A 23,044-nucleotide genomic window follows, 5' to 3' on the forward strand; every position below is an offset into this window, starting at 1 on the left:
TGTACTTTTTACTTTATTTACATCAATAAAAAAGAGCACATCCGACAGAATGTGCTCTTTCTATACTCTTTATATTACTTTTCGTTCTCTTCTTTTTCTTTATCAAACCATAACAGCTCATCGTTATCAACTTCACCATTATAATTGATTAAAATTTCTTCTCCTGCTTTTATATCTTTATAAGCAAAGAAGTTAAACGTATGGTTCTCGAAGACAATATCATACGTTGCATTCGGTTTATATGAATGATTAAATAACATACCGTATCCTAAAAGGATTGCCGTATGATTGATCCCATACTCAAATGCGTAGTCAGCAAGTAACGTTTTCTCAATATGTTCATGCTGTTCATTCGGATAAGAGATAACTGGTGCTGCGTGTATCAACTCACCCTTTTTAATATCACGAGTTGCAAATACACCTCTATTAAATTCTCCATCACTAAGTTCAGAAGTCTTAACTTCGATCATATGCGTCACCTATATAATTCTTTCTTTGAAGTATTTTATTCCACTATTTGCGGATAGCTTGATTGGTGAGGGCTAATAATCAGTATGTACTAGTCTCACTTTATCTCCTTAAGCTTGGCAGAAAACGCGCAGAAAAGCAATTAAATTCCTATCAAGTATTCATTTCAATGAAAAAAGAGCACATCATTTGTGCTCTTTCCAAGCAATATTACTTTTCTAAAATATCTTCTAACAACTTCACTTGCTCGCTAACAGTTTGTAACGTCTTCACTGACGTATCATTTCGATGTTTTTCTTCTTCCACACTCGCTAGCACTTCTTCTGTAGCTGTAGAAGTTTGCTGAATTACGTTAGAAGCATGCGTAACATCCTTTACGATATTCGTCGTTTTAACTTGGAAACTTTCTTGATGAACAACAACCTCTCGCATTACTTCATTAATCGCATCAATAAACTTCCCTAAATCAGTTACGTTTGTTAAAACGCTTGCTAACATTTCGTTACATTCTTCTTGTACTCTTTCTGACTTCTCTACCTGCACTTCTACCTTACTTGCTTGATTACTAAACTCCTTCAAAATCCCTTGAATTCTTCCCGCAGAACGATTTGATTCTTCAGCAAGCTTTAACACTTCACTCGCTACAATAGCAAAACCTTTTCCATGCTCGCCTGCCCTGGCAGCTTCAATATTTGCATTTAAAGCTAGCAAACTCGTCTGACTTGAAATATTCGTTATTACATCTACAATTTCATTAATTTGTTTCGATTGCATCATTAAATCTCTAAATATAATTCCAGACTGTGAAACAACATCATTTAAACTTCTCATGTTAGTTTCAAAATTTCTTAGAGTATGTACACTACCTTTTGAAATTTCTAAGCTTTCATCCACACGAGCCGATGCAGTTCTTACTTGAGAGATGATTTGTTCAATATTTCCCTCCATATCATTCAATACTTCTACCGAACGATACATCATCTCTGATTGTGATTGCGTACCAACTGCCACCTCTTCAAAGGCAAAATTAATTTCACTCATCGATTCCATCGACGTGTTCATATTTTGTCTTAAATGATTGAAATTACTATCTAGTTTCACAACTGTTTCTTCAATAAGTCTTTGCGTCTCTTCTAACTCCTGAGCTTTTCTCATTACTTCTTGCTTCTCATCACTTAAACGAAGGAGCAGATTAGAACCGATTTTCGTGACGCCCCACATAGCGATTGTTACAATCGCTAACAAACTTGCGAAATTAGCAGCTTCAGATGAGGCTGTATAAGCAAAAAATTGCTCCGGCCAATAGCTACAAAGGATAAATGTGATCACAACAGCTACCCCGCCAAGAATTAAAATGAGGCGCTCACTTAAGTAAATAAGTGAAACAGCTAATGTAAAATAGACCATTTGAAATACAGCCGGGCTTTCATTAAAAGCTTGTACCATAATGTAAGACATTGTAAGCAACATAAATGTCATGATATATTTATACGCTGATTCCATACTTTTTATAAAAGTAAAAAGCGTTCCAAATACAACGACAGAAATACCACAAATCCAAAACGCTATTGCTCTCTCTGTAAAAATATATCCATAATACCCAATCGCGATTATCCCAAGGAAGAAACTACAAATCGTTATAAACAGTAATAAATGATTTTTCTGTGATTCTTTCTCAAGGTTAGAAAAACAAGTCCTCTTTAACCACTCCATATGAAGCCCCACCTTCTACTTATACATATCAATTACTTCAGTTTAAATACCGCACTTACTGGGTTATGATCGCTATTTTCAAACTTTAAATCTTTCCCTTGTACATTTACAATCTCTACATTCGGTGAAACGATAAAGCCATCAATAATAGTGACGAAATTTTCACCTTCTACATATTTCTTTACATCATCTCTCACAGTCATAACAGACGGATCTACAGCCCACTTAAAGCCACCGTCCGTAAAGTCCTTCGGTAACTCTACTAACCACTCAGGACGCTCTTTCACGAACTTCGGATCACTTAATTGAGCGTTTGAAACTAATTGATTCCAATCTCCGCCCATTATTACGTAATCACCATTTTCATAATGCTTGTTCATATATTCTTTTAAATACTCTACTTGCTGTTTTCTAATTTTCCCGCCTTCATCATAAGCAGACAAATGTAAATTTACGAGTCTAACATGTTTCCCATTATTAACAGGAATTTTATATTCCACAATTGCTCGATCTAAATCAAACAAACGCTTTGGCCAAGGCTCCATTCCAGGAAGCTGGAACCTCTTCGCTTCTTGAACAGTGTATTTAGAAAACGTACTTAATCCAGCCTCCGCATAGCCCATTGGATTTGTTATTGGCACTGGAACCCATTTCGTATCGTAGTTCTTACCAAATGATGAAACATAATCAGGTAATCCTTTTTTCAAAAATTCATGTTCATTTACATCAAATGAACGAAGTGACTTTATATCAACTTCTTGTAATAGTGCAAAATCACTATTCTCATTTTGTAAAAACGAAAGCATATTCTTTAAATTAGTTTCCGTTTGCTCTTTACTACTTGAACCAGATCCCTTTCCACCATCCATAAAGAAATCTTGGTCCTTATCTAACCCAGCATATCCAATATTAAATGTTGTAACTTTAAATTCATTTCCAGTCGCTAATACGCGCTCCTTATTATTCTCCACCTTCAAGCTTATAACATCAGCAGGCTGTTCTTTAGTAAGTGTCATATAAGCTAGAAATCCTCCTACAATGCCCGCTACTACTAAAACACATGTAAATACGATTTTAAAAAATTTCTTCAAATAAATGACTCCTTTTCACGCGAATTTATTTTTCTTTATTTTCAGTCAAATAAAACAAAACGACACACATAAGAAACATTTTATCATAATTAAAACTGTATATCACTATATTTAGTTGATAAGTAATCAATCCCATTTTAATTACTTAAAAAGCCTTCAGACATCAAAAAAAGAAAAGTTACACCCTCCTCCTCACTGGAAATTAAACGGTATATTTAGTACACTATATGTAATAATCATAGGCGATGGAGTTCGCCATAAACGCTGCTTAGCTAATGACTCCTACCAGTATACATACTGGTAGGAGTCTATTTTTTTGAGCAAGCTATTTAAAGAGGTGAGAAAATTGATTTATATTATCGTCGGCATTGCCGGTATATTAGGAGCTCTTTCTCGTTATTATTTAGGTCTTAATATCTCCACATTTTGGCATCATTCATTTCCATTAGCAACATTACTCATTAACTTAATCGGTTGCTTCTTCTTAGCGTGGCTAACTACTTATATCGCTCGGCTAAACATCTTACCTTCAGAGGTCATCACAGGCATCGGGACTGGATTCATCGGTTCCTTTACGACTTTTTCAACATTTAGTGTAGAAACTGTGCAATTGATCAATCATTCTGAGTGGAGCATAGCCTTCTTATATGTATCATGTAGCATACTTGGTGGCCTCATTATGTCTGGCCTTGGCTATACACTTGGAGATTTCTTAATTAAGAAATCTCTTACGGAAGGTGATTACTCATGATAGAAGCCTTATTAGTCGCAACAGGAGGATTTTTCGGTGCGATTACACGATTTGCAATTAGCAATTGGTTTAAGAAAAGAAATAAAACACAATTTCCAATTGCTACATTCCTTATTAATATAACAGGAGCATTTTTACTCGGATATATAATTGGCAACGGAGTTACTACAGGCTGGCAACTATTATTAGGTACTGGATTTATGGGCGCATTCACTACATTTTCTACGTTTAAATTAGAATCTGTTCAGCTTCTCAATCTTAAAAAACCGTACATCTTCCTTTTATATTTAAGTGCTACTTACATAATTGGTATCCTCTTCGCATTCCTTGGGATGAAGCTAGGTGGAATATAAAAAAAGCGACTCTATTGAGTCGCTTTCTTTCATAAGAAATATGTCCCGCCATATGGAATGGAAAATAAACCAGCTGGATGTACATCGTAATGTACAATTTGCATCGGAAGCTGTGAATACGGCATATACTGACTTTGCATCATTTGTGCTGCTTGTGCTTGCTGCTGCATGTGAATAGCCTGATACACAGCATGAATTGTTCCCTGTGCCCCTGCCCAAGTAATAGCCGATCCTACTTGTCTTCCATTATAAAAATGATGGTTCATCATGATTCATCTCACTTATTCTTTTTTTCCATATGGTATGTTTCTATTTCATAGTGAGTGTTTTGTCCCTATTGGTAGCCCCTATCTATTGCCCTTTTTCAGCTTTGAAGTAATAAATCCAAATAATAATACACCAATGCCACTAAGGAACAATACATAACTTATCGGTACTAGGAAAAAGAAAGGTTCTTCAAGGAATCCATCCGCTCCTACTTTACTGTTTGAAGCATGTATAGTTAAAGAAATAATCGCTAAAATCATGAAAGAAATAGCTACTACGTATTTATTTTTCATTTCACATTCTCCTCTACTTATGTAATTCTCCTTAAATCGTTAACATCATATTATCTAAAATGAAATTAACAGTCAATAATTATTTATTGTTAAACAATAAATAATTATTGACTAAACTAATAACAAAAAGGTTTGCGAAGCATATTAAATTCCTTCACAAACCTTCTAAATTATAAATTTTTACACTTCAAACCTCTTGCTTAATACAATATACATTGCGCAAAATAACACGAATATCCCAGCATAAATTAACAAAATCTCTACACTAAACATATCCGACAATGGACCAAATATTATCATTCCTAAAGGAAGCGCGCATGAATTCGCAATTTGTACAAGACTAAACATCCGTCCGTGCATTGATGGTTCTACTTTCTCCTGCAATAACACAGTAACTGGTGTATTAAAGCACGGCATTGTTATACCAATTAAAAAATTAAATACTAAATACATAATAAATATCGGTGCTATTCCGAGTCCAATCATAAGCAGTCCATATAATGCACAAGCTAGCGCTGTTGTATACATACGATTACGAAAGCCACCCCACGCCGCAATCAATACGCCACCAGCTGCCGCACCGGCACTAAAGGTCATCTCACTAGCAGTAAGTCTCCACATTTCGGCCCCGAAAGAACGAGTTACCATTAAAGGTGTTAAAAAAGCAGCTGGACTTATTAAAATCATGACGATAATTAATAAAACGATTAGCCTTTTAATAAATACATTTTCTTTTAAATAAGAGAACCCTTCTTTAATTCCTTGTAGATTAGATTTTTGCTTACTCTCTACATTCACATGTCCTTCCACCTGAATGATAAACATAATACTAATTCCAATCATAGCCGTAATAACATCAATAAAAAATGTTGTTTCAATGCTGGCAATAGAAAGAATCGTCGCACTTGCTGCTGGAGAAAGAAACATAATTAAAGATGTAATACTGCTATTTATTCCATTTACTTTCATAAGATACTCTTTAGGAACGATTTGCGGAATTAATGCATTCACAGCTGGCGTTTGTACTCCTGTTCCAGCTGAACGAATGAGTAACACAATAAAAAGTAACCAAATACTTTTATATCCTGTTAAAAATAAAATTGCTAAAACTAACGTCGCAATCGCTATAATCCCATCCGATAACATAATCATCTTTTTACGGTCATAACGATCAATCCAAACACCTGCAAACAAAGATATCGCAATTTGTGGTAGGAAACCGCAAACAGTTGAAATAGTCAACATCACTCCTGATGATGTTGTAAGGGTGATATACCATATAATCGCGTATTGCACGAGAGAGGAGCCGAACAACGAAATAGTTTGAGCGGTCAAAAATAATATAATTTTCGTTTTCCAATTGTTTTCACTCATATGTTTCACACCCCCTTAACTAATCCTGTCTCTATATGAAAGATGCTATCTGCCCACTCAAGATAAAAACTCGCTTCGTGAGATACGAGTATAATGCTGCCCTTAAAATTAATTAGCGCCTTTTGCAAAGCTTCCTTCGCTTCTGCATCTAAATGATTTGTCGGCTCATCTAAAATTAAGAAGTTACAAGGTGATAGTAATAATCCGCACAGTTTCACCTTCGATTGTTCACCACCACTTAACGTACGAATTTCTTGCGAAACGTGCGTATCCTTCACTCCACACGCAGCTAAATGATGGCGTATTTCCTTCATACTCAGTTTAGGAAACTGTTCTGAAATAATTTGAAGCGGCGTTAAAGAATCATTGCTCCAATTTAAATCTTGCTCATAATATCCAATCTTTATTTGCTCTGAAAAGTGAAACTCTCCAGAAATACTAGCAATATTTCCAACGATTGTTTTTAATAAAGTAGATTTCCCTACTCCATTGAAACCTGTAATAACAAGTTTTTGCCCACCCATTACTGAAAAATTCAACTTCGGTAAGAGAGCGAAGTGGTAACCAACTTCAAGGTTATTTACTTCAAGAACTGTCTGAACTGAAATGGGAAGTTCCTGAAAATGAATAGAAGGTTTATGAGTAAAACTTGGTGGCGCAATTCTTTCCATACGCTCCAATTGTTTTCTACGACCTTGCGCTATTTTTGAATTCACCCCAGCAATATTTCTACGAATATACTCTTCCGTTTTTTCAATTTTCTTTTGCTGTGCATAATATTGGCGAATATAATCTTTTCGCAAATGCTCCTTCTGCCTTACAAAATCTGAGTATTTACCGTAATACTTCTTAACTGTTCCGAACTCTACATCACATATGCAAGAAGTTACTTTTTCCAGAAAATCAAAATCATGTGACACTACAATAAACGCTCCTTCAAAATTCATTAAATAATTAGCAAGCCACTCCACATGCCCCTTATCAAGAAAATTCGTCGGTTCATCTAGTAATAAAATATTAGGCTCTTCTAATAAGAGCTTCGCTAAAATTACCTTTGCACACTGCCCTCCGCTTAATTCACCAATAACACGATCCATCCCAATTGCATCAATACCTAAACCGGCTGCCACCTTATTCGTAATACTGTCTACTGAATAAAAATCACGAGCCTCAAGCTGCTCTTGCATTTCAGCCGCTTTTAGTAGTTGATTCTCATCTCCAGTCATCGCACTTTCTTCATATAACTTGTTCATTCTCTTTTCCATTTCATACAAATCATAAAAAGCTCTCTTTAAATATTGTGAAATGGTATAACCCTCATCAATGTCAGCGTATTGATCAAGATGCCCAATTTGAATATTAGGTTGCCACTTTATGTCTCCCTTATCAGAAATAATTTCCCCCACCAATATTTTCATTAATGTGCTTTTTCCTGCACCATTCTGCCCAACAATTCCCATATGCTCCCCTTTATGCAAATCAAAAGAAGCATTCTCGTATAATACTTTATCTATAAAACTATGTGATAAACTTTCAACTTTAAGTAAACTCATTTTTATTCCTCTTTTCCTGAAATTAAAAAAAGCAGAGAGATAGCGTCATTCGACACTAGCCCTCTGCTTCGTGGTTTTTCCTATACTACTCCAATTTACAGTAAAGACTCATCGGAATAATATACACAAAGGGCCATAGACAAAGCATTGTCTATGGCCCCTTAATCTATTTTATACACCAGCTGAAAAACCATAACGAAATAAGCATAGATAAACTATACTTTTTTAGAAAAGTTATTCAGCCGATGAATATAGGGGATTTATACCCCTTGATTAAGCTCCGTACAACGCTTCACCGTATACATTTGTGCGGAGCAAAGTTTTCTAATGAGTTTTACAAATTTTATATAAAGCATATTCTGCACCTTCCTTAATACTTAAAAGGGATTTTAGCATACGGTTTTATGAAGCGTCAACATTACTTCCGAATCTTTCAACTACTTGTTTTCAAAATATTGCTTCTGAAACATACACATTCTTATCGCATTATGATAGTTACCATCAACGAAAAACTCATCGATAAGCTCACCTTCTACAATAAACCCAACCTTTTTATAAACATGTACTGCTTTTTCATTTTCCTTATCCACAACTAAATATATCTTATGCATATTTAATACAGCGAAAGCATAATCCATTGCTAAACGCGTCGCCTCTACTGCATAACCATACCCTTGATAATTCGGATCAATAATAATTTGGAATTCTGTTCTACGATGAATATAATCGATTTCTACTAACTCAACTAATCCAACCATTTCATTGTCTTTCTCAACGATAAATCGGCGTTCGCTTTGATCATGTATATGTTTATCGTATAAGTCTTGCAGCTCCACAAATGCCTCATATGGCTCTTCAAACCAATACGACATAATATGCGCATTATTATTCAGTTCGTGTACGAACTTTAAATCTTCTCGTTCCAATGGACGTAACTTCAATTCCTGATTCATTCCTATAACCTCCAAGTAAAAGAAACCTCTTCACTTAATTTCTCAATTTTTTTCGATTTCAAACGCCCTAATTTCATTGTAAACTTTCAAGCAACTTGAAGGTCAAGACGTAAAAAAGTAGTGCAAACTTACGTCTGCACTACTACTCTTTTCTCAAATCTCTCATATTCGATATGTATAAAGCAATAACTAAAACAAGAATTGCTCCTGCGTATAATAACGTCTCCATCGGTTCCTCATGAGACACAATAATTAATCGAATTAAAGCCGTAATTCCGATATAAATAAAATAACGTAACGGGAAATGATAATTCGATTTAAAATACTTAATAATTAATGCAATGAACTCGAAGTATAAGAAATAGACGATGATACTTTCAACCAATTTATAAGACGTATACTCTTTTGACGAAAAAATATACTGCACAAACGTGATCGTCTCATTCACTAAGAAAATTGATAACACAATGGATAATATAATTAAAGCTATATTTAATATCCATTGCAAAACACTAGCTATAACATGATCGATATTAAATGACTTCATTTTCTCTTTAGACTCCCCTTCGTATAAGTACTTATTTATTATAGCAAAATTACGATTGGAAAGAAGTTAAATCATATATTCGTCCTTTGTTGTTTCCAGTGTAGGGAAGATTTAGTGTGTGGAGAATTCTGTTTACAACCATACCCGACGAAACATTGAGAAACTCTTTCAAATTACCATTCGTACATGTCTTACTAATGAGCAATGCATAATCTCGTATAGCATCCACATGTGCCACTTTTGAAAAATCTTTACAACTTGTACAACGCCAACCCTTCTTAACTTTAACCATTGGAATAACTAAGCATTTCTCACATTGTACTCCATTTAGCAACTCCTCTTTTTCTATTTTATATTGCTCAAGTATATTTTGTTGAAGTGGAGAATGCTCCGCTATTATTTGATGAATGAGCCTATCTACATTATCTATAACTTTTCTCTTATATTTACTTTCAAACCACTTTATTTTATGAGGTAAATTGGCACTATGAATAATTGTATGAAGAAGATTGTCATCTGAAGATTTTATAATGGTACGAGGCGAGCTAATAACAACGAGGGACTCAATTGGAAGACTAGAGGAAAATCCATGTGAGTTTAACCATTTCTTTAGTTGTATTTCTTGCCTTTTTATTTGTAAAACCGGATCTGGAAATCCCTCTGAATTTCCTTCTGTTATTCGGATAAGTTGATTAAACTTTGCATCAAACATTAATGTACCTGCTATATTTTTTATCTCAAGAAAAAGAAGAAACTTTGTGGAAAGGATAATAGTATCAATTTGAAAGTATTTATCATAATTACATAAGCGAACATCATGTAAAACACTATACTCTTTCTCAGAAATAAAACTAAGCGGATAATCAATCGCTTGCTCTCCTTTATACCCCGCCATGTGTTTTGCCAAGTTTTCTCCAATTAAATTTCGTTTCGGATGATGTACAGGTAACCTTCTAAGAAGTGCTTCTAACTGTCTTATATAAATCGGCATTTTTCTCTCTTTCACAATCACCTCAAACACCCCTTTACAAATATATCAACGATTTTTCCAATATATCTATCACAACTCACAATATATCAACGATTTTTCTAATATATCTATCACAACTCACAATATATCAACGATTTTTCTAATATATCTATCACAACTCACAATATATCAACGATTTTTCCAATATATCGATTGGTCGACAATATCTGACACTACCTCACTCCAATCACTCACAGCATATCCTAGAAAAACATCTTCAGCAAAAACTTAAAATCGCATTTCCTCATAAAAAAACATAACCCGCTCCTCCAGCAAAGGTATGATTTTTAACCCTGCGATGCCACTCTATCTATAACCTTGCTGTGAATTCCACAAAATCCATTTGTACTTATACCAACTTTCACTTTTTTCACACTGAAACTATATCCGTTAAAATCGTTTCATAACGTTATTACTTCCGCATAGCTACAATTTATATAATAACGGTACAGTACAAATAACGTGCTGAATCACTAAGTATGGGGGAATAACGATGAACGAAGCGTTACTATTAGTAGACATACAAAATGATTACTTTGAAGGCGGCAATATGGAATTACATCAACCTGAAAAAGCCGCACAGAAAGCGAAAGAAGTTTTGAAAGCATTTCGTGAAAAACATAAAACAGTTATTCACGTACAACATATTGCGAACAATGAAGGGGCTACTTTCTTCTTACCCGATACAATAGGTGTTCAAATTTATGATGATGTACAACCAATTGCTAACGAAAGAGTCATTCAAAAACATCACCCTAACAGTTTTTTAAGAACAAATTTATTAGAAACATTACAGACAGAGAAAATAGACCGACTAGTCATTTGCGGTATGATGACTCATGTATGTATTGATGCAACAGTGCGCGCTGCCAGTGACTTCGGATTTCAATGTATTGTAATTGAAGATGCTTGTACAACAAAAGATTTAGAATTCCAAGGAAATCTAATCCCCGCAGTACACGCTCATCAATCGTTCATGAGTGCATTAGAGTTTGGTGATATTTATGCAACAGTCATGTCAGCAAACTGTTTTATAAACAAAAGCAAATAAAGAATTACAGTTCCATATGAAAAAAGAAAGGATAAGTATCTTATTCTTTCTTTTTTTCCATCGTCTTAATGACAGTATTTATACGATAATCACCATAATGTAAAACATCTGCAAGAGCCTCTTCTAATTGCTGATGCGAAGATGTGTGAAGAGTCATGACATAGCATCCATCGCCGCTTATACGATACATTTCAGTAATTACGTCCGTTTTTTCAAAAAAGTTTTGAATTTGATTATGATAGTGTGGTGCATGTAAAAATAGTGTAACAAAGGTCATAATAGAACCTTCTAGCTTCGCCCTATCGATATTTATCGTATATTTTTGAATAACACCTGCTTCTTCTAATTTATTAATTCGTTTCCCAACAGCCTGGCCAGTCAAATGTACTATCTCCCCAATTTCCTTCCAGTTCATTCTAGCGTTTTCTTGTAGTAATTGTATAATCTTAAAATCTGTTGAATCAAACATGGACATCCCCTTCCTATATGAAACGAATTCTATAAAATCTTCATTTCCCCTACAGTTTTTCTCAAAAGTTTTGCACTACAATCGATTAGCTCTATTAGCAATTACATTATTATTAGCGGCTTTCCTTCTTCTTTACAATGTATTTTTTGGATTACTCGTAGGCACTACAGCAATCTAGCGATTTTTTATAAATATGAACAAATTTTAGGAATTAGTTTATCTTTTTTTAATGTTTTATTTAGAGGCAGTTTATAGTCGGGTATTAACATAAGAAACGTAGCAACTAAGTTCATATATGACGCACTGCTACTATAATCGCTAACCGTACTACTTGAAATCATAAAATAAGGAGACGATAAAACATGAACAAAAAAGCAAAAGCACTATCATCCGTACTGCTCGGATTCACATTAGCATTAACAGGGTGTGCTGGTACTAAAGCTGAAGAAAATCATGGGAAACAAAAACAAGAACAAGTTGCTAAAGAAACAAAAAAGGAAAATAAATTAACTAAAGGGCAAAAAATGGCTAATATTCTTAGCGAGACAAATTGGCAAGGTACACGAGTGTATGACAAAGATAAGAATGACTTAACAAAAGAGAATGCAAACTTCATTGGTCTTGCAAAATATGATGCGAAGTCAGGCAGATATGAATTTTTTGATGCTAAAACAGGTGCAAGTCGTGGCGATAAAGGAACTTTCTTTGTCACAAATGATGGGAAGAAGAGAATATTGATTTCAGAATCAATGAAGTATCAAGCTGTCGTTGACATGACAAAACTAAATAAAAATGTATTTACTTATAAACGAATGGGGAAAGACGCTAACGGTAAAGATGTAGAAGTTTTCGTTGAACATGTTCCATATAAAGAAAAAGAACTTTCTTTCACTGATCCGGACAAGCAGCTGAACACGACTACAGGAGATATTGTTAAAAACGTTGATGGAGATAAAATTTTGGGCGGTACCCTTTGGCACGGAACAAAGGTATTAGACGAAGCTGGTAACGATGTAACACAGTTTAATTCAAATTTTATAAGTTTAGCAAAATTTGATGACAAATCTAATAAATATGAGTTTTTCAATAGCGAAACAGGTCAAAGCCGCGGTGACTATGGCTACTTCGATGTTGTACACGAAAATAAAATAAGAGCCCATGTTTCAATTGGAAATAACAAATACGGTGCTGCTCTTGAGCTTACTGAACTAAATAAGAATAAATTTACGTATAAAAGAACTGGTAAAGACCAAGCTGGTAAGGATATAACTATATTCGTTGAACATGAACCTTATAAAGGTGATATGAAACCACAATTTAGTTTTTAAATACGTTTGATTAAAGATCCTGTACTGAGTTGCAGGATCTTTCTTATTAAGCAAGAGAACGAAAAGACGAAAAACATGTAGCTTTTCGTCTTCACAATATTCCCACCTTATAGTTGATGATTTACAAAACCTAAAAACATACCGATACAAAATAAAATAAATCCAATTAGAATTAAGGGAAGAGTGAAGCCACCCCAAGCTGGTTTATTAGCAAACGCCCTTATTTTAAAATTAATCCTCGCTAAAGACATGATAACGATACCCGCTATTGATAAAATTGTAGTTACATAAGTCATCTATAATAATACTCCTCTTCTATATTGATTTTATATCTCTGCAAACCATCTACATAAGTGTTACAGTCCACTATTCATAAATGTCATCCCAATTGTAGCAATCCAGCTTTGTGCCACATCATTTGTAAAATTCATTCTTCACTCCTAAAAAAAAGACAGAACCAGACGGTTCGGTCTTTTTTGTTTTATAATAATCTCTTTTATTTTTGCTACAATACCTTTTTCTTATAAATCTTACGCTAACACAGCTTTTGATTAACTTATCCTGAAATATTATGAATTTGCGTTCAACTTATCTAAAATACCTTTATCTATTTTTGCTTGATTCACTTTAGCTATTTTAGAAACAATCCCACGGCGCTCTTCCCAATCAATCAAATAATATTGATTTTTTTCCAATTCATTTTGCAAGGAAATTTTCAGTTCTCTTTCTTCCCCTTTTTTATCGTACACCTTCTCATCATAAACATGATACGTAAGAACTTCTCCATTACTCAATTTTTCATTTTCTACTGTAGAATCCGTCGTTACTTTTACATAATATTGTTTAGTCGAATAGTACCCATTCCCTGACTTCATATAGTAGAAAGCACCTCCTACTATAGCTAATAACACAAAAATTCTCATGATCCATTTCATATGATAATACCTAACCTTTCTATTATACTTGTAAGATTTATACCCGTTAAAATATAAACCTTCCTTACCTTAAGTATGCTTTAACCATAAAGATGGTACAATCCAGTTTCCTTACATCCACATTACATTTTTGTAATCCTATCATTTTACAAAAGTTTCTTAAGTTGGCCCAAAACAAAGGAACATAAAGTTTTATTCCTCCAATTGCCACACTTTTAGCAACACTTGTCCAAGTAATAGGAATTTCATTTCAATCCATTTTACGTGAAGAAGTAAATCAACGCCGATTAACTATATTAGGAATTACATTATTAATCAGCCCTCACCGATCGGGCCGCCCGGCAAATAGAGGAATAAAATTTGTGACTAAGTAAAAAAGCGCCCTACTTATAGGGCGCTTTTTTTATACTTAATGACTAATACTAGCTGTTGGGTATAATGTTGTTCCTCCAATTGAAACTTTTATTTCATTTGTTAATGGAACGTTTTGTTCATTAATAATTGTTCTCCACCATTCCCATGCAAGACCTGTACATTCTCTTGCTACAATTTTTATATTTTTTGAATTCGGTGGAAGAGGGATAACTGTAGAGTAATGAGCCGTTTTGTCTTTTCTACTACCATCCCACGTTTTATGTGTTAGTACTTCGTTACCCTTTTGATCAAATGTGAATTCATCCCAAGATACATCAAATTGAGCAACGTAAGCACCGTAATGATCAAGTGTCATTTTAGCACTTGAATATTCTGTAGTTGTCGTCTCAATATAATCTGTATTGTTATGAACAGCAGCAGTTGCATTATCTTTTAAGAAAGTACTTGTATATGAAATTGGGTATGCTGGATTTTTAAGACTTAATTCAGCATTATCTTTAATAATATTTCGGATTTCATTGAAATCTTTAGTAACAACCTTGTTATGCTCTTTCGCATCTCCGCCTAATACTACAGCAGTAAAGGTACTTTCTTCAAAAATATCTTTATACTGTCCACTTGTTTCAACGCTGTTATTCTTAAGTAAGGCTTTAAAAGCAGCTTGTACATCTTTGCTCTTAGATGTTGTTTCTAATTTTACATAAATCGTTCTACCATAAGCTACATTTGAAACCATAACAGGTGGAGCCGAATTACTTACGCCTTTTCGAGTTAACTCGTCAAAAGTAACGCTATTATCAAAAAGGTCGGATGGATTGTTAGGTAGTTCAGCACTTACCGTATAAAATATTTGCTTATACGCCGCTACCATCACTTTTTTCTCTCCATTTGCAACCGCATTAAAATCAATGTTTAGACTGTTATCAAGATATTTAGCGTTAACATTAAGAGCGCTTGCGATTTGTGATTTACTATAAACCATAGATTCCGTATACTGCATTCTTGCAGGTAACGTATGTGTTGTAGAATACTTTTCATTCCAAGTAGATACTAAATCGTCTACTGCTCCAGCTACATTACCATATGTCGGATTTTGGACAGTGATTGTATTTTCTTTTCTCATACCCGGTAAGTCTATACTAATATTCAAAGGCTTTCTCTTAGCCACTAATAAACTTGGTTGATTGTCTGCAAAAGCTTTATTTGCAAGTTGTACAGCTCCTGGATACGTGCGATTCACTACAGAATCAATAATTGAAATATCGACTGGTGACGTTGTAAGTGATTTTTTCTCGCGTTCCACTACTACAAATTTACCATTTGAATTAATACTTTCTTTCGGAACAAAACTTTCTACTTTATCACCATTTACAGCTAAAACCTCTTGATTATTATATTTAAGATTTGCTATACCAGTATTAATGCCACTAGCATTTTTGGTTACATCAGTTACATTACTTGCTTGTGTTTCTGCGAAGGAAATAGATGAATAATTAATAGTGCATAGACTAACTAATAAACATGTAAGGAACTTTCTTCTTTTAGTGTTTTTCTTAATATTCAGAAAAATCACCCCGTTCTTTTTTTAGTAAAATATGATAATGATTGATAAATGATAGCTAACTAATAAACTTACATAAATGCTTTTAAAAGTTCTTGAATTAACGGGATTACGCCACCTACAAATTTTAAAACTGCCATTGCGATTTCCATATTATTTCCTCCTTTTTATTGCTACGAAAATGTGATTTATCTTTATGCCCTCATTATAGTGACCCCTTACACTTTTATCAATACACTCTGATATGCAATATTACATATACAAAAAACAAGCTGAATTCTTTTGAAAAATTATACAGAGATATTTTTTCCACTTGGTACATACTTGAAAAGGTGAAGCATTCTTTTGCATTTTATGAGTAATCACATAAAAAAAGCTGCTGCCTATAAAATACAGACAGCAACTTCAACTAGAGTGTCTTGCATAATCTACGCAAGACATTTTATAACTAATAAACAGCGATTGGCCCATAAGGACCATTAATAATCTCTATTTTTGTTTCAAAAATATCTGTCAAAAGTGTTGGGTCCATAACTTCTTCTACTGTTCCAAAAGCAGCAATTTGTCCATCTTTCATAGCACAAATTTTATCCGAGTATTTAGCTGCAAAATTTATGTCATGCATGACAGTCAAAATTGTTCTTCCAAATTCATTAGCTGCACGTCTTAAATGCTCCATCATTTGAACAGAACGAGCAACATCAAGGTTGTTCAAAGGTTCGTCCAAAAGTACATATTCAGTCTCTTGGCACAATACCATCGCTACATATGCCCTTTGTCTTTGACCACCAGAAAGCTCATCTAAATATCTATTCTCTAAACTAGTTAAATCTAAGAAATCGATATATTTAGAAATGATAACCTCATCTTCTTTAGTCAATCTTCCCTTTGAATAAGGAAAGCGCCCAAATCCAACTAATTGTCTAACTGTAAGCCTAGTTACAAAATGATTTTCTTGTCGCAATATAGTCAAAACTTTTGCTAAGTCTTTTGATTTGGATTCAGAAACATCCATATTTGCTACCTGAATTTGACCTTCATCCATATCTAAAAGTCTGCCAATCATCAAAAGTGTCGTTGACTTTCCAGCGCCATTTGGTCCAATTAAAGAAGTAAAGCCTGCTTTTGGTATTTCAATATCCAAAGGTCCTATTTTTACCTTATCAGTATAGAACTTTTTAACATTATCAATTTTTATCATAAAGCCCTCTTCCTTAAAACTATAGTTAAGAATATGATTCCACCGAATAATTCAATAATAACTGAAACTACACCTTGAGCATGGAATACATGATACATTAAAAAGTATGCGCTCGTCATTATTAAAAATCCTATAGCAAAAGCCATCGGAAAAATATATCTATGATCATAAGTTGACGCTGCCTGATAACTCAAAGTTGCCACTAAAAAGCCGTAGAAAGTAAGTGGCCCAATTAGAGCTGTTGAAATGGACATTAAAATAGCTACTAATACAAGCGTATAAATTACACTAGGTTGGTATTTAACTCCAAAAGAAGTAGCAACATCTTTTCCTAGTGACAAAACATTCAAATTCTTAGAATGAGCAAAAATTAATACCGCTACAATTATGATCATAGGAATTACAATAGGAAAATATGCAGGATCTGCATGATTAACAGAACCAAATAATCTTGCTTGTAAAATATCAAATTCTGAAGGCGCAAGTAGTTTTCTCATGAAAGTTGACACAGAATTTAGCCCGGTACCAATAATAATTCCAACTAAAAGCATAAGTTGTAAATTCCCGTATTTACCGGAAAGTAACCATCCATAAAGTATCAAACTCATGAAGACCATAACAACAACTTGGAATAAAAATGATCCAATTCCATTAAAATTTATTAACGCACTAGCACCAAAGAAGAATACTGTACTCGTTTGAATTGCTGAATAAAGTGATTCGAAACCTAAAAGTGAAGGAGTAATAATTTTATTATTCGTAATAGATTGGAAAGCAACTGTCGACAAGCTATGGCAAACCGCAGCAATAATCATTGCAACAATAGCTACTATCCTTCTCTTAACGACTGGGATAAAAGAAGGTGAATCTATCGGAACTGGATTGTTATAAACTAAAAGTCCATATGAAGAAAGAAGACCTAAAGCAATCAATGTTATCAGTAAAATCCAATAACGTCTTGCTTCCTTCTTAGACCGAAAAGCGCTAGCTGATCTACTTTCATTATGAAGGCTAGAATCGATTTCGACATTTTCTTTTTTTCTATATTCTAATGTGATCATCGTAGCCTCCTTGGTTTTCTTTGTCTCAATAAAATAGTAATAAACACGACTGCTCCCACTGTTGCAAGTATTAAAGAAACAGGTAATTCAAAAGGCTGTATAATTGTTCGAGAAATGATGTCACAGGCAGTTATTGATCCCATTCCGATCACACAAACCCAAGGTAAATTACTCCTAAGATCATCACCTCTAAACATTGAAACGATATTTGGCACAATTAATCCTAAGAAAGGTAAGTGTCCGATAACAGCTGCAACAATTCCAACTGCAACAGAGATAAGAGCAGTCCCAAAAAGAACAATTCTATTGTAATTAACTCCAAGACTCGTTGCGACATCTTCTCCTAGTCCAGCTAAAGTCAATCTATTAGCATACATAAAAATAAGAAAAGTAATGATAACAATCAGCCATAAATATTCATATCTTCCCACCTGAATGTTAGCAAATGAACCTACAAACCAAGTTTCAATACTTTGCGTCTTTTGAAAAAGGAGTCCTAAAAAAGTAGACACTGCAGAAATTACTGCTCCAAGCATCAATCCAATAATCGGAACAATTAAAGACGAACGAAGCTTAACTCTTCTTAAAAATAGAAAGAAAATCATAGTTCCTATAAAAGAAAAAATGATTGCACCAGTCATTCTTTGAACTAAAGTCGGGGCAGGAAATAATAAATACACAAAAAGCAGGCCTAAGCCTGACCATTCAATAGTCCCCGTTGTAGTAGGTTCAACAAAACGATTCTGTGTAATGAGTTGCATTACGAGCCCTGCCATCGCCATCGCAGCTCCAGTAAGCATTAATGCAGCTGTTCTCGGAACACGAGTTATGAAAAACATCTCTGTCCCGTCCTCTTGTCCACGTATATCATAAACTCCAGTAAACAGTGATATAATCCCTAAAATTATAACAACTATAACTGCTATTATAAAAGGTTTTGTCCATATTTTATTTTGATTATAAAACTGGGGTTGAGAAATATTCTCAACCCTAGAAATCATATTTTTTGACACTGTTTCGTACCCCTTTACACTACTTAGCTAAAGTTTTTGCCATATTTCCAAATAACTCTATATAAGTTTGAATTGATTCATTTGTGTAAGTATCTTCTGGTGCATAAATAACTTGTTTTTTAGAAACAGCAGTTGTGTTTTGAAGAGCAGGTGATTTAGAAATAACATCCTTAGCAGGTGTTGACTTAGCTGCATCAGATGTTGCAGCATCACGATCTAATACGAAAATCCAATCAGGATTTGTTTGTGCAATAGCTTCAACAGAAACGTCATCACCTTTATGACCTGCAGTAGAATTTGAAACTTCTAACGCTGGAGTCCAACCGAAAATTTCATACATTGGTCCCCAAACACGACCAGAATGTGGCGCAGCAAAACCAATATTACCACCAGTAACGATAACACTCATAACTTTATCTTTTCCGTTATAAGCAGATTTTGCTTTTTCAATAGATTTATCAAAATCAGCTACTAATTGTTTAGCTTCTTTATCTTTATTAAAGATTTTTCCTAAAGTAACTGTAGAATCTTTAAGTCCTTTTACTAAGTTTTCGCCAGGCTTAGTAGCTTTCTCAGAAACATCAAAATTAAGATCAATAACTGCTGCATTTGGTACTAATTTTTTGATTTCTTCGTAATGGTCAGCAAATCTTTGACCAACAATTACAAGTTCAGGATTTGCCGCTGCAATAATTTCTAGATTTGGTTCACGGTGATTCCCAATATTTTGAACTTTTTCATCCTTTTTATATGCTGAATCAGCAGGCATGATATCCTTTGGAGCAGCCGCTAATTTAATTCCCCAATCAGATAAAGTTTCAAAAGTTCTGTTATCCAAAGCAACTACATTCTTTGGGTTTACAGGGACTTTAACAGTTCCATGAGCATCAGTGATTTCAACCGTTTTTGGCTTATCACTACCATTATCTTTATTATTAGCCTTCGAAGTTTCTTTACTTGAATCTGAGCAAGCTACTAACATTAAAGTGAAAATTGCTAGAATACTCACTAATTTTAAAAGCATAGATTTTTTCATATGTATACTCCTTATAGTGTGATTTATTTCGAAAATGATGACATCCATAGATTGAATTAGAAAGTAATTTTCATTCAATTGAATCGCTATTGATAATCATTTTCATTTGAACATCCTGTTAATTAGTATAGTCATTAATTCTGTGAAAATCTTGTGAATGGTGTGAATTAATAAAATCAGGCACACAAAGTAATATGTGAAGTCGGGCGTGTTGATTAACCTTTATTCTTCAGAGCGTGTCGATTTTTTTCGAGTAGACACTTTCATTAGATCTGGTCTCAACTAATGCGCGCTAGAATCGTCCCCTCCACACTACCCAAAAGATGCTCATTAATAGCTAATGTTTTCATAATCCATTGCCTGATAGAAATATTCTTTTTTCATCTTTTAATACTTCTCAGGAACTATTTAATGATCACATTTAATAAAAAAAAATGAGTAAAACCGAATGAAATAGTTTTACTCATTTTTTTATTATCTTATTTTTATCAGTCAATCATTGAATAGCCTCTGCCATGTATCGTTTGAATATATCTGTCTTTCTTCTCGCACTTTAACTTTTTTCTTACATACCCAATATATAAATCTACTACATTTGGATTTACTACTACGTTATATCCCCAAACTTGATTCAAAAGCATCTCACGGCTCAATATTGTGTTTTTGTTTTTGATTAAAAATACAAGTAAATCATACTCGCGCTTAGTAAGTGAGAGATTTTCGCCACCTTTTTTCACAATATTGCTTGATGCATCAACAAAGAGATCTTTAAACTGAAAAAATTTCATCTCATTTTGCTGGATATAGTCACTTCTCCTTAAAATTGCTTGAACCCTTGCTACTAATTCTTCTTTCACAAATGGTTTTCTTATATAATCATCTGCTCCTGCTTGTAGCCCTGCTATGCAATCCTTACTAGAAATATTGTCGGTCACAATAATTATCGGTGTGGTTTTAACAAGTCGTATTTGTCTGCAAATTTCTGGTCCCGATATACTTAATGAGTCCCAATCCAATATGATAATATCCCAATCTTGTTCATATATTATATTTAAACCTTGGTTTTCATTGTGAAGTTTTAAAATGAAATAGCCTTCTTGCGTTAGACCGCTTACGATTTTCTTTGCTGAAGACCGTTCATTTTTAATCACCAACACCTGCTTCACCGATGGTTCACCTCTACTTCAATATAACTTATTTAGATAAAAAATTATCCCCAAAAAACAATTTAAGATTTATAAATTTAAAACTCCTAAATAATCCATTAAAACAGTTTATTAGGAGAACTCTATATAATCTTACAATAGGTATGGATAAAAACACAAAACATATGAAGATTCGAATAAAGAGAAGTATTAATTGAATAGAGATGTTTATCCCCCCACTGATTATCAGTCCTCACCAATCGGGCTTTTACTGGGTAAAATTGTGATAGTTAAGGGATAACACACAAGATGCATTGATGATGTAATTGAAAGAACCAAGAAATTAGATACATTCTATTTTTAGAACCATAAATTTGCCACAAACAAAAAGAACCATAACCTCGCCAATCTGGCAAAATTATGGTTCATATCATACAAAATAAAAAAACCACCAAATATGTATTGGTGGAGACGGTGGGAGTCGAACCCACGTCCAAAAATATCGGCACTTAAGCTTCTACGAGTGTAGTCGATATATTAGCATTTCGCGAACTCTTCGGCCTATCGACAGGCTTCCAAGTTGCTAGTCTGATTGTTCTCTTCCTTCGCCCTCAGACGGCGAACTCCGGCGTAGTCCACTTAGTTTGAGTCCCTTACCCTACCACATGGACGATGGAGGGAGGAACCTTTAGTGCAATTAAGCAGCTAAAGAAAGATTGTTTTGTTTGCCAATTATAGGCTTTGACGTTTTAACGAGGCCGATCCCCTCGACTCGCAACCTAAGCTCGAACTATCCCTGTCGAATCCGTAACGTCCCCATGATAAAAATGGAGCATACGAAGAAAATATCGTGATAGCTACTAAGAGCTGTTTTTCAATGTGCAACAACCTTACATAAGTTATTATATCATACGCGCGCCGTTTTACAAATGTAAATATCTGTATTACATCTTTTGGCGATCACGGAACACGCGTGCAATTTCACGTTTTGCTTCTTTCTCTTTTAAATCGTGACGTTTATCGTATTGTTTCTTACCTTTTGCTAAACCAAGTGCCATTTTTGCAAATCCATTTTTCAAATAGATTCTAAGTGGAACTAATGCGTAACCTGTTTCTTTTGCAGCGCCCGCTAGCTTATCAATTTCTTTTTTATGAAGAAGTAATTTTCTCGTACGAAGTGGATCATGGTTGAAACGATTCCCTTGTTCGTATGTATTAATGTGCATATTATGAACCCATACTTCACCATTATGTACACGTGCAAACGCATCTTTCAAGTTCACACGACCAGCGCGAATCGACTTAATTTCCGTTCCTTGAAGGACAAGCCCTGCTTCGTATGTTTCTTCGATAAAATAATCATGAAACGCTTTTTTATTTTGTGCAATAACCTTACCTGTACCTTTTGGCATATAACGTCCCTCCTCTATTTTTACTATTGTAACAAATGTTAATAAAAAGCGAAAGTGGCTCGTT

At 34.2% G+C, this 23,044-nt stretch carries 24 protein-coding genes, 1 other RNA gene and 1 riboswitch; of the genes, 4 read left to right on the forward strand and 21 right to left on the reverse strand.

Annotation, left to right across the window (positions count from 1 at the left end; genetic code table 11):
* Positions 1-74 precede the first annotated feature (74 nt).
* From ACUXVC_RS25540 to ACUXVC_RS25550, 3 genes are all read right to left on the reverse strand, one after another.
* Entirely contained in the window at positions 75-470 is a 396-nt protein-coding gene (locus ACUXVC_RS25540) for an SET domain-containing protein (protein WP_000573647.1), read from the reverse strand.
* 208 nt (positions 471-678) lie between these two features.
* Positions 679-2,181 carry a DUF4077 domain-containing protein gene (locus tag ACUXVC_RS25545; RefSeq protein WP_095690018.1) on the reverse strand — a complete coding sequence of 501 codons (1,503 nt, stop codon included), beginning with the start codon at positions 2,179-2,181 and terminating at the stop codon, positions 679-681.
* Between the two features lie 32 nt (positions 2,182-2,213).
* On the reverse strand, positions 2,214-3,272 hold the full coding sequence (locus ACUXVC_RS25550; RefSeq protein ID WP_098126706.1) for an endonuclease/exonuclease/phosphatase family protein: 1,059 nt from the start codon (positions 3,270-3,272) through the stop codon (positions 2,214-2,216).
* A 232-nt stretch (positions 3,273-3,504) separates the two neighbouring features.
* A riboswitch (Fluoride riboswitch) is annotated at positions 3,505-3,564 on the forward strand.
* Positions 3,565-3,618: 54 nt separating this feature from the next.
* Between ACUXVC_RS25550 and crcB (ACUXVC_RS25555) the strand changes: the two genes are divergently transcribed.
* The gene (gene crcB / locus ACUXVC_RS25555; protein WP_069356665.1) at positions 3,619-4,023 is read left to right on the forward strand and encodes a fluoride efflux transporter CrcB; all 405 of its coding nucleotides are present in this window, start codon (positions 3,619-3,621) and stop codon (positions 4,021-4,023) included.
* On the forward strand, positions 4,020-4,376 hold the full coding sequence (crcB, locus tag ACUXVC_RS25560) for a fluoride efflux transporter CrcB (RefSeq protein WP_000568579.1): 357 nt from the start codon (positions 4,020-4,022) through the stop codon (positions 4,374-4,376). The genes crcB (ACUXVC_RS25555) and crcB (ACUXVC_RS25560) overlap by 4 nt, the downstream gene beginning before the upstream one ends.
* A gap of 29 nt (positions 4,377-4,405) precedes the next feature.
* Here crcB (ACUXVC_RS25560) and ACUXVC_RS25565 read toward each other — a convergent pair whose 3' ends face one another.
* The 7 genes from ACUXVC_RS25565 to ACUXVC_RS25595 form a co-directional block, all read right to left on the reverse strand.
* Positions 4,406-4,645, reverse strand: a complete 240-nt coding sequence (locus tag ACUXVC_RS25565) for a DUF3947 family protein (protein ID WP_029443564.1) — start codon at positions 4,643-4,645, stop codon at positions 4,406-4,408.
* A gap of 78 nt (positions 4,646-4,723) precedes the next feature.
* On the reverse strand, positions 4,724-4,936 hold the full coding sequence (locus ACUXVC_RS25570) for a DUF3955 domain-containing protein (RefSeq protein ID WP_000792612.1): 213 nt from the start codon (positions 4,934-4,936) through the stop codon (positions 4,724-4,726).
* 180 nt (positions 4,937-5,116) lie between these two features.
* Positions 5,117-6,310, reverse strand: coding sequence for an MFS transporter (locus ACUXVC_RS25575; RefSeq protein WP_142947120.1), 1,194 nt, complete (start codon positions 6,308-6,310; stop codon positions 5,117-5,119).
* 5 nt (positions 6,311-6,315) lie between these two features.
* Positions 6,316-7,863 carry an ABC-F family ATP-binding cassette domain-containing protein gene (locus ACUXVC_RS25580; RefSeq protein ID WP_446025878.1) on the reverse strand — a complete coding sequence of 516 codons (1,548 nt, stop codon included), beginning with the start codon at positions 7,861-7,863 and terminating at the stop codon, positions 6,316-6,318.
* A 437-nt stretch (positions 7,864-8,300) separates the two neighbouring features.
* Positions 8,301-8,816 carry a spermidine N1-acetyltransferase gene (gene speG, locus ACUXVC_RS25585; RefSeq protein ID WP_001071094.1) on the reverse strand — a complete coding sequence of 172 codons (516 nt, stop codon included), beginning with the start codon at positions 8,814-8,816 and terminating at the stop codon, positions 8,301-8,303.
* Positions 8,817-8,958: 142 nt separating this feature from the next.
* The gene (gene psiE, locus ACUXVC_RS25590; protein WP_000834709.1) at positions 8,959-9,363 is read right to left on the reverse strand and encodes a phosphate-starvation-inducible protein PsiE; all 405 of its coding nucleotides are present in this window, start codon (positions 9,361-9,363) and stop codon (positions 8,959-8,961) included.
* Between the two features lie 49 nt (positions 9,364-9,412).
* Positions 9,413-10,369, reverse strand: coding sequence for a nuclease-related domain-containing protein (locus ACUXVC_RS25595; RefSeq protein WP_016079776.1), 957 nt, complete (start codon positions 10,367-10,369; stop codon positions 9,413-9,415).
* Between the two features lie 517 nt (positions 10,370-10,886).
* On the opposite strand from ACUXVC_RS25595, the gene ACUXVC_RS25600 reads away from it, so the two are divergent.
* Positions 10,887-11,444 carry a cysteine hydrolase family protein gene (locus ACUXVC_RS25600; protein ID WP_053563388.1) on the forward strand — a complete coding sequence of 186 codons (558 nt, stop codon included), beginning with the start codon at positions 10,887-10,889 and terminating at the stop codon, positions 11,442-11,444.
* A gap of 40 nt (positions 11,445-11,484) precedes the next feature.
* Here the strand turns inward: ACUXVC_RS25600 and ACUXVC_RS25605 are convergent, their stop codons facing one another.
* The gene (locus ACUXVC_RS25605; RefSeq protein WP_239661668.1) at positions 11,485-11,913 is read right to left on the reverse strand and encodes an Lrp/AsnC family transcriptional regulator; all 429 of its coding nucleotides are present in this window, start codon (positions 11,911-11,913) and stop codon (positions 11,485-11,487) included.
* Between the two features lie 362 nt (positions 11,914-12,275).
* Here ACUXVC_RS25605 and ACUXVC_RS25610 point away from each other — a divergent pair, with 362 nt between their 5' ends.
* On the forward strand, positions 12,276-13,241 hold the full coding sequence (locus tag ACUXVC_RS25610; RefSeq protein WP_001034143.1) for a DUF4822 domain-containing protein: 966 nt from the start codon (positions 12,276-12,278) through the stop codon (positions 13,239-13,241).
* Between the two features lie 107 nt (positions 13,242-13,348).
* Here the strand turns inward: ACUXVC_RS25610 and ACUXVC_RS25615 are convergent, their stop codons facing one another.
* From ACUXVC_RS25615 to smpB, 10 genes are all read right to left on the reverse strand, one after another.
* The gene (locus ACUXVC_RS25615) at positions 13,349-13,537 is read right to left on the reverse strand and encodes a hypothetical protein (RefSeq protein WP_000222858.1); all 189 of its coding nucleotides are present in this window, start codon (positions 13,535-13,537) and stop codon (positions 13,349-13,351) included.
* 273 nt (positions 13,538-13,810) lie between these two features.
* Complete coding sequence (locus ACUXVC_RS25620; protein ID WP_144465573.1) at positions 13,811-14,176, reverse strand: YxeA family protein; 366 nt, start codon at positions 14,174-14,176, stop codon at positions 13,811-13,813.
* Positions 14,177-14,585: 409 nt separating this feature from the next.
* Entirely contained in the window at positions 14,586-16,124 is a 1,539-nt protein-coding gene (gene alo, locus ACUXVC_RS25625; protein WP_144465574.1) for an anthrolysin O/cereolysin O family cholesterol-dependent cytolysin Alo, read from the reverse strand.
* A 436-nt stretch (positions 16,125-16,560) separates the two neighbouring features.
* A complete protein-coding gene (locus ACUXVC_RS25630; protein WP_000590070.1) occupies positions 16,561-17,313 on the reverse strand; it encodes an iron ABC transporter ATP-binding protein in 753 nt (250 codons plus the stop codon).
* Complete coding sequence (locus ACUXVC_RS25635) at positions 17,310-18,374, reverse strand: iron chelate uptake ABC transporter family permease subunit (protein WP_000631245.1); 1,065 nt, start codon at positions 18,372-18,374, stop codon at positions 17,310-17,312. The genes ACUXVC_RS25630 and ACUXVC_RS25635 overlap by 4 nt, the downstream gene beginning before the upstream one ends.
* Positions 18,371-19,387 carry an ABC transporter permease gene (locus ACUXVC_RS25640; RefSeq protein ID WP_000042077.1) on the reverse strand — a complete coding sequence of 339 codons (1,017 nt, stop codon included), beginning with the start codon at positions 19,385-19,387 and terminating at the stop codon, positions 18,371-18,373. Before ACUXVC_RS25640 ends, ACUXVC_RS25635 begins: the two co-directional genes overlap by 4 nt.
* Before the next feature lie 19 nt (positions 19,388-19,406).
* Complete coding sequence (locus ACUXVC_RS25645; RefSeq protein ID WP_139019786.1) at positions 19,407-20,423, reverse strand: siderophore ABC transporter substrate-binding protein; 1,017 nt, start codon at positions 20,421-20,423, stop codon at positions 19,407-19,409.
* 488 nt (positions 20,424-20,911) lie between these two features.
* Positions 20,912-21,589: a response regulator transcription factor gene (locus ACUXVC_RS25650; protein ID WP_025118102.1), complete on the reverse strand. Its 678-nt coding sequence runs from the start codon at positions 21,587-21,589 to the stop codon at positions 20,912-20,914.
* 442 nt (positions 21,590-22,031) lie between these two features.
* Positions 22,032-22,386: a transfer-messenger RNA gene (gene ssrA, locus ACUXVC_RS25655) on the reverse strand.
* 126 nt (positions 22,387-22,512) lie between these two features.
* Positions 22,513-22,980, reverse strand: coding sequence for an SsrA-binding protein (gene smpB, locus ACUXVC_RS25660; protein ID WP_001123920.1), 468 nt, complete (start codon positions 22,978-22,980; stop codon positions 22,513-22,515).
* Positions 22,981-23,044 lie beyond the last annotated feature (64 nt).

The organism is Bacillus sp. N6 (assembly GCF_052805735.1).

Coding starts and splice junctions, on each gene's coding strand:
- ACUXVC_RS25540 (WP_000573647.1), bottom strand. CDS start 470: ATGATCGAAGTTAAGACTTCTGAACTTAGTGATGGAGAATTTAATAGA.
- ACUXVC_RS25545 (WP_095690018.1), bottom strand. CDS start 2,181: ATGGAGTGGTTAAAGAGGACTTGTTTTTCTAACCTTGAGAAAGAATCA.
- crcB (WP_000568579.1), top strand. CDS start 4,020: ATGATAGAAGCCTTATTAGTCGCAACAGGAGGATTTTTCGGTGCGATT.
- ACUXVC_RS25565 (WP_029443564.1), bottom strand. CDS start 4,645: ATGATGAACCATCATTTTTATAATGGAAGACAAGTAGGATCGGCTATT.
- ACUXVC_RS25570 (WP_000792612.1), bottom strand. CDS start 4,936: ATGAAAAATAAATACGTAGTAGCTATTTCTTTCATGATTTTAGCGATT.
- ACUXVC_RS25575 (WP_142947120.1), bottom strand. CDS start 6,310: ATGAGTGAAAACAATTGGAAAACGAAAATTATATTATTTTTGACCGCT.
- ACUXVC_RS25580 (WP_446025878.1), bottom strand. CDS start 7,863: ATGAGTTTACTTAAAGTTGAAAGTTTATCACATAGTTTTATAGATAAA.
- speG (WP_001071094.1), bottom strand. CDS start 8,816: ATGAATCAGGAATTGAAGTTACGTCCATTGGAACGAGAAGATTTAAAG.
- psiE (WP_000834709.1), bottom strand. CDS start 9,363: ATGAAGTCATTTAATATCGATCATGTTATAGCTAGTGTTTTGCAATGG.
- ACUXVC_RS25600 (WP_053563388.1), top strand. CDS start 10,887: ATGAACGAAGCGTTACTATTAGTAGACATACAAAATGATTACTTTGAA.
- ACUXVC_RS25605 (WP_239661668.1), bottom strand. CDS start 11,913: ATGTTTGATTCAACAGATTTTAAGATTATACAATTACTACAAGAAAAC.
- ACUXVC_RS25610 (WP_001034143.1), top strand. CDS start 12,276: ATGAACAAAAAAGCAAAAGCACTATCATCCGTACTGCTCGGATTCACA.
- ACUXVC_RS25615 (WP_000222858.1), bottom strand. CDS start 13,537: ATGACTTATGTAACTACAATTTTATCAATAGCGGGTATCGTTATCATG.
- ACUXVC_RS25620 (WP_144465573.1), bottom strand. CDS start 14,176: ATGAAATGGATCATGAGAATTTTTGTGTTATTAGCTATAGTAGGAGGT.
- ACUXVC_RS25630 (WP_000590070.1), bottom strand. CDS start 17,313: ATGATAAAAATTGATAATGTTAAAAAGTTCTATACTGATAAGGTAAAA.
- ACUXVC_RS25635 (WP_000631245.1), bottom strand. CDS start 18,374: ATGATCACATTAGAATATAGAAAAAAAGAAAATGTCGAAATCGATTCT.
- ACUXVC_RS25645 (WP_139019786.1), bottom strand. CDS start 20,423: ATGAAAAAATCTATGCTTTTAAAATTAGTGAGTATTCTAGCAATTTTC.
- smpB (WP_001123920.1), bottom strand. CDS start 22,980: ATGCCAAAAGGTACAGGTAAGGTTATTGCACAAAATAAAAAAGCGTTT.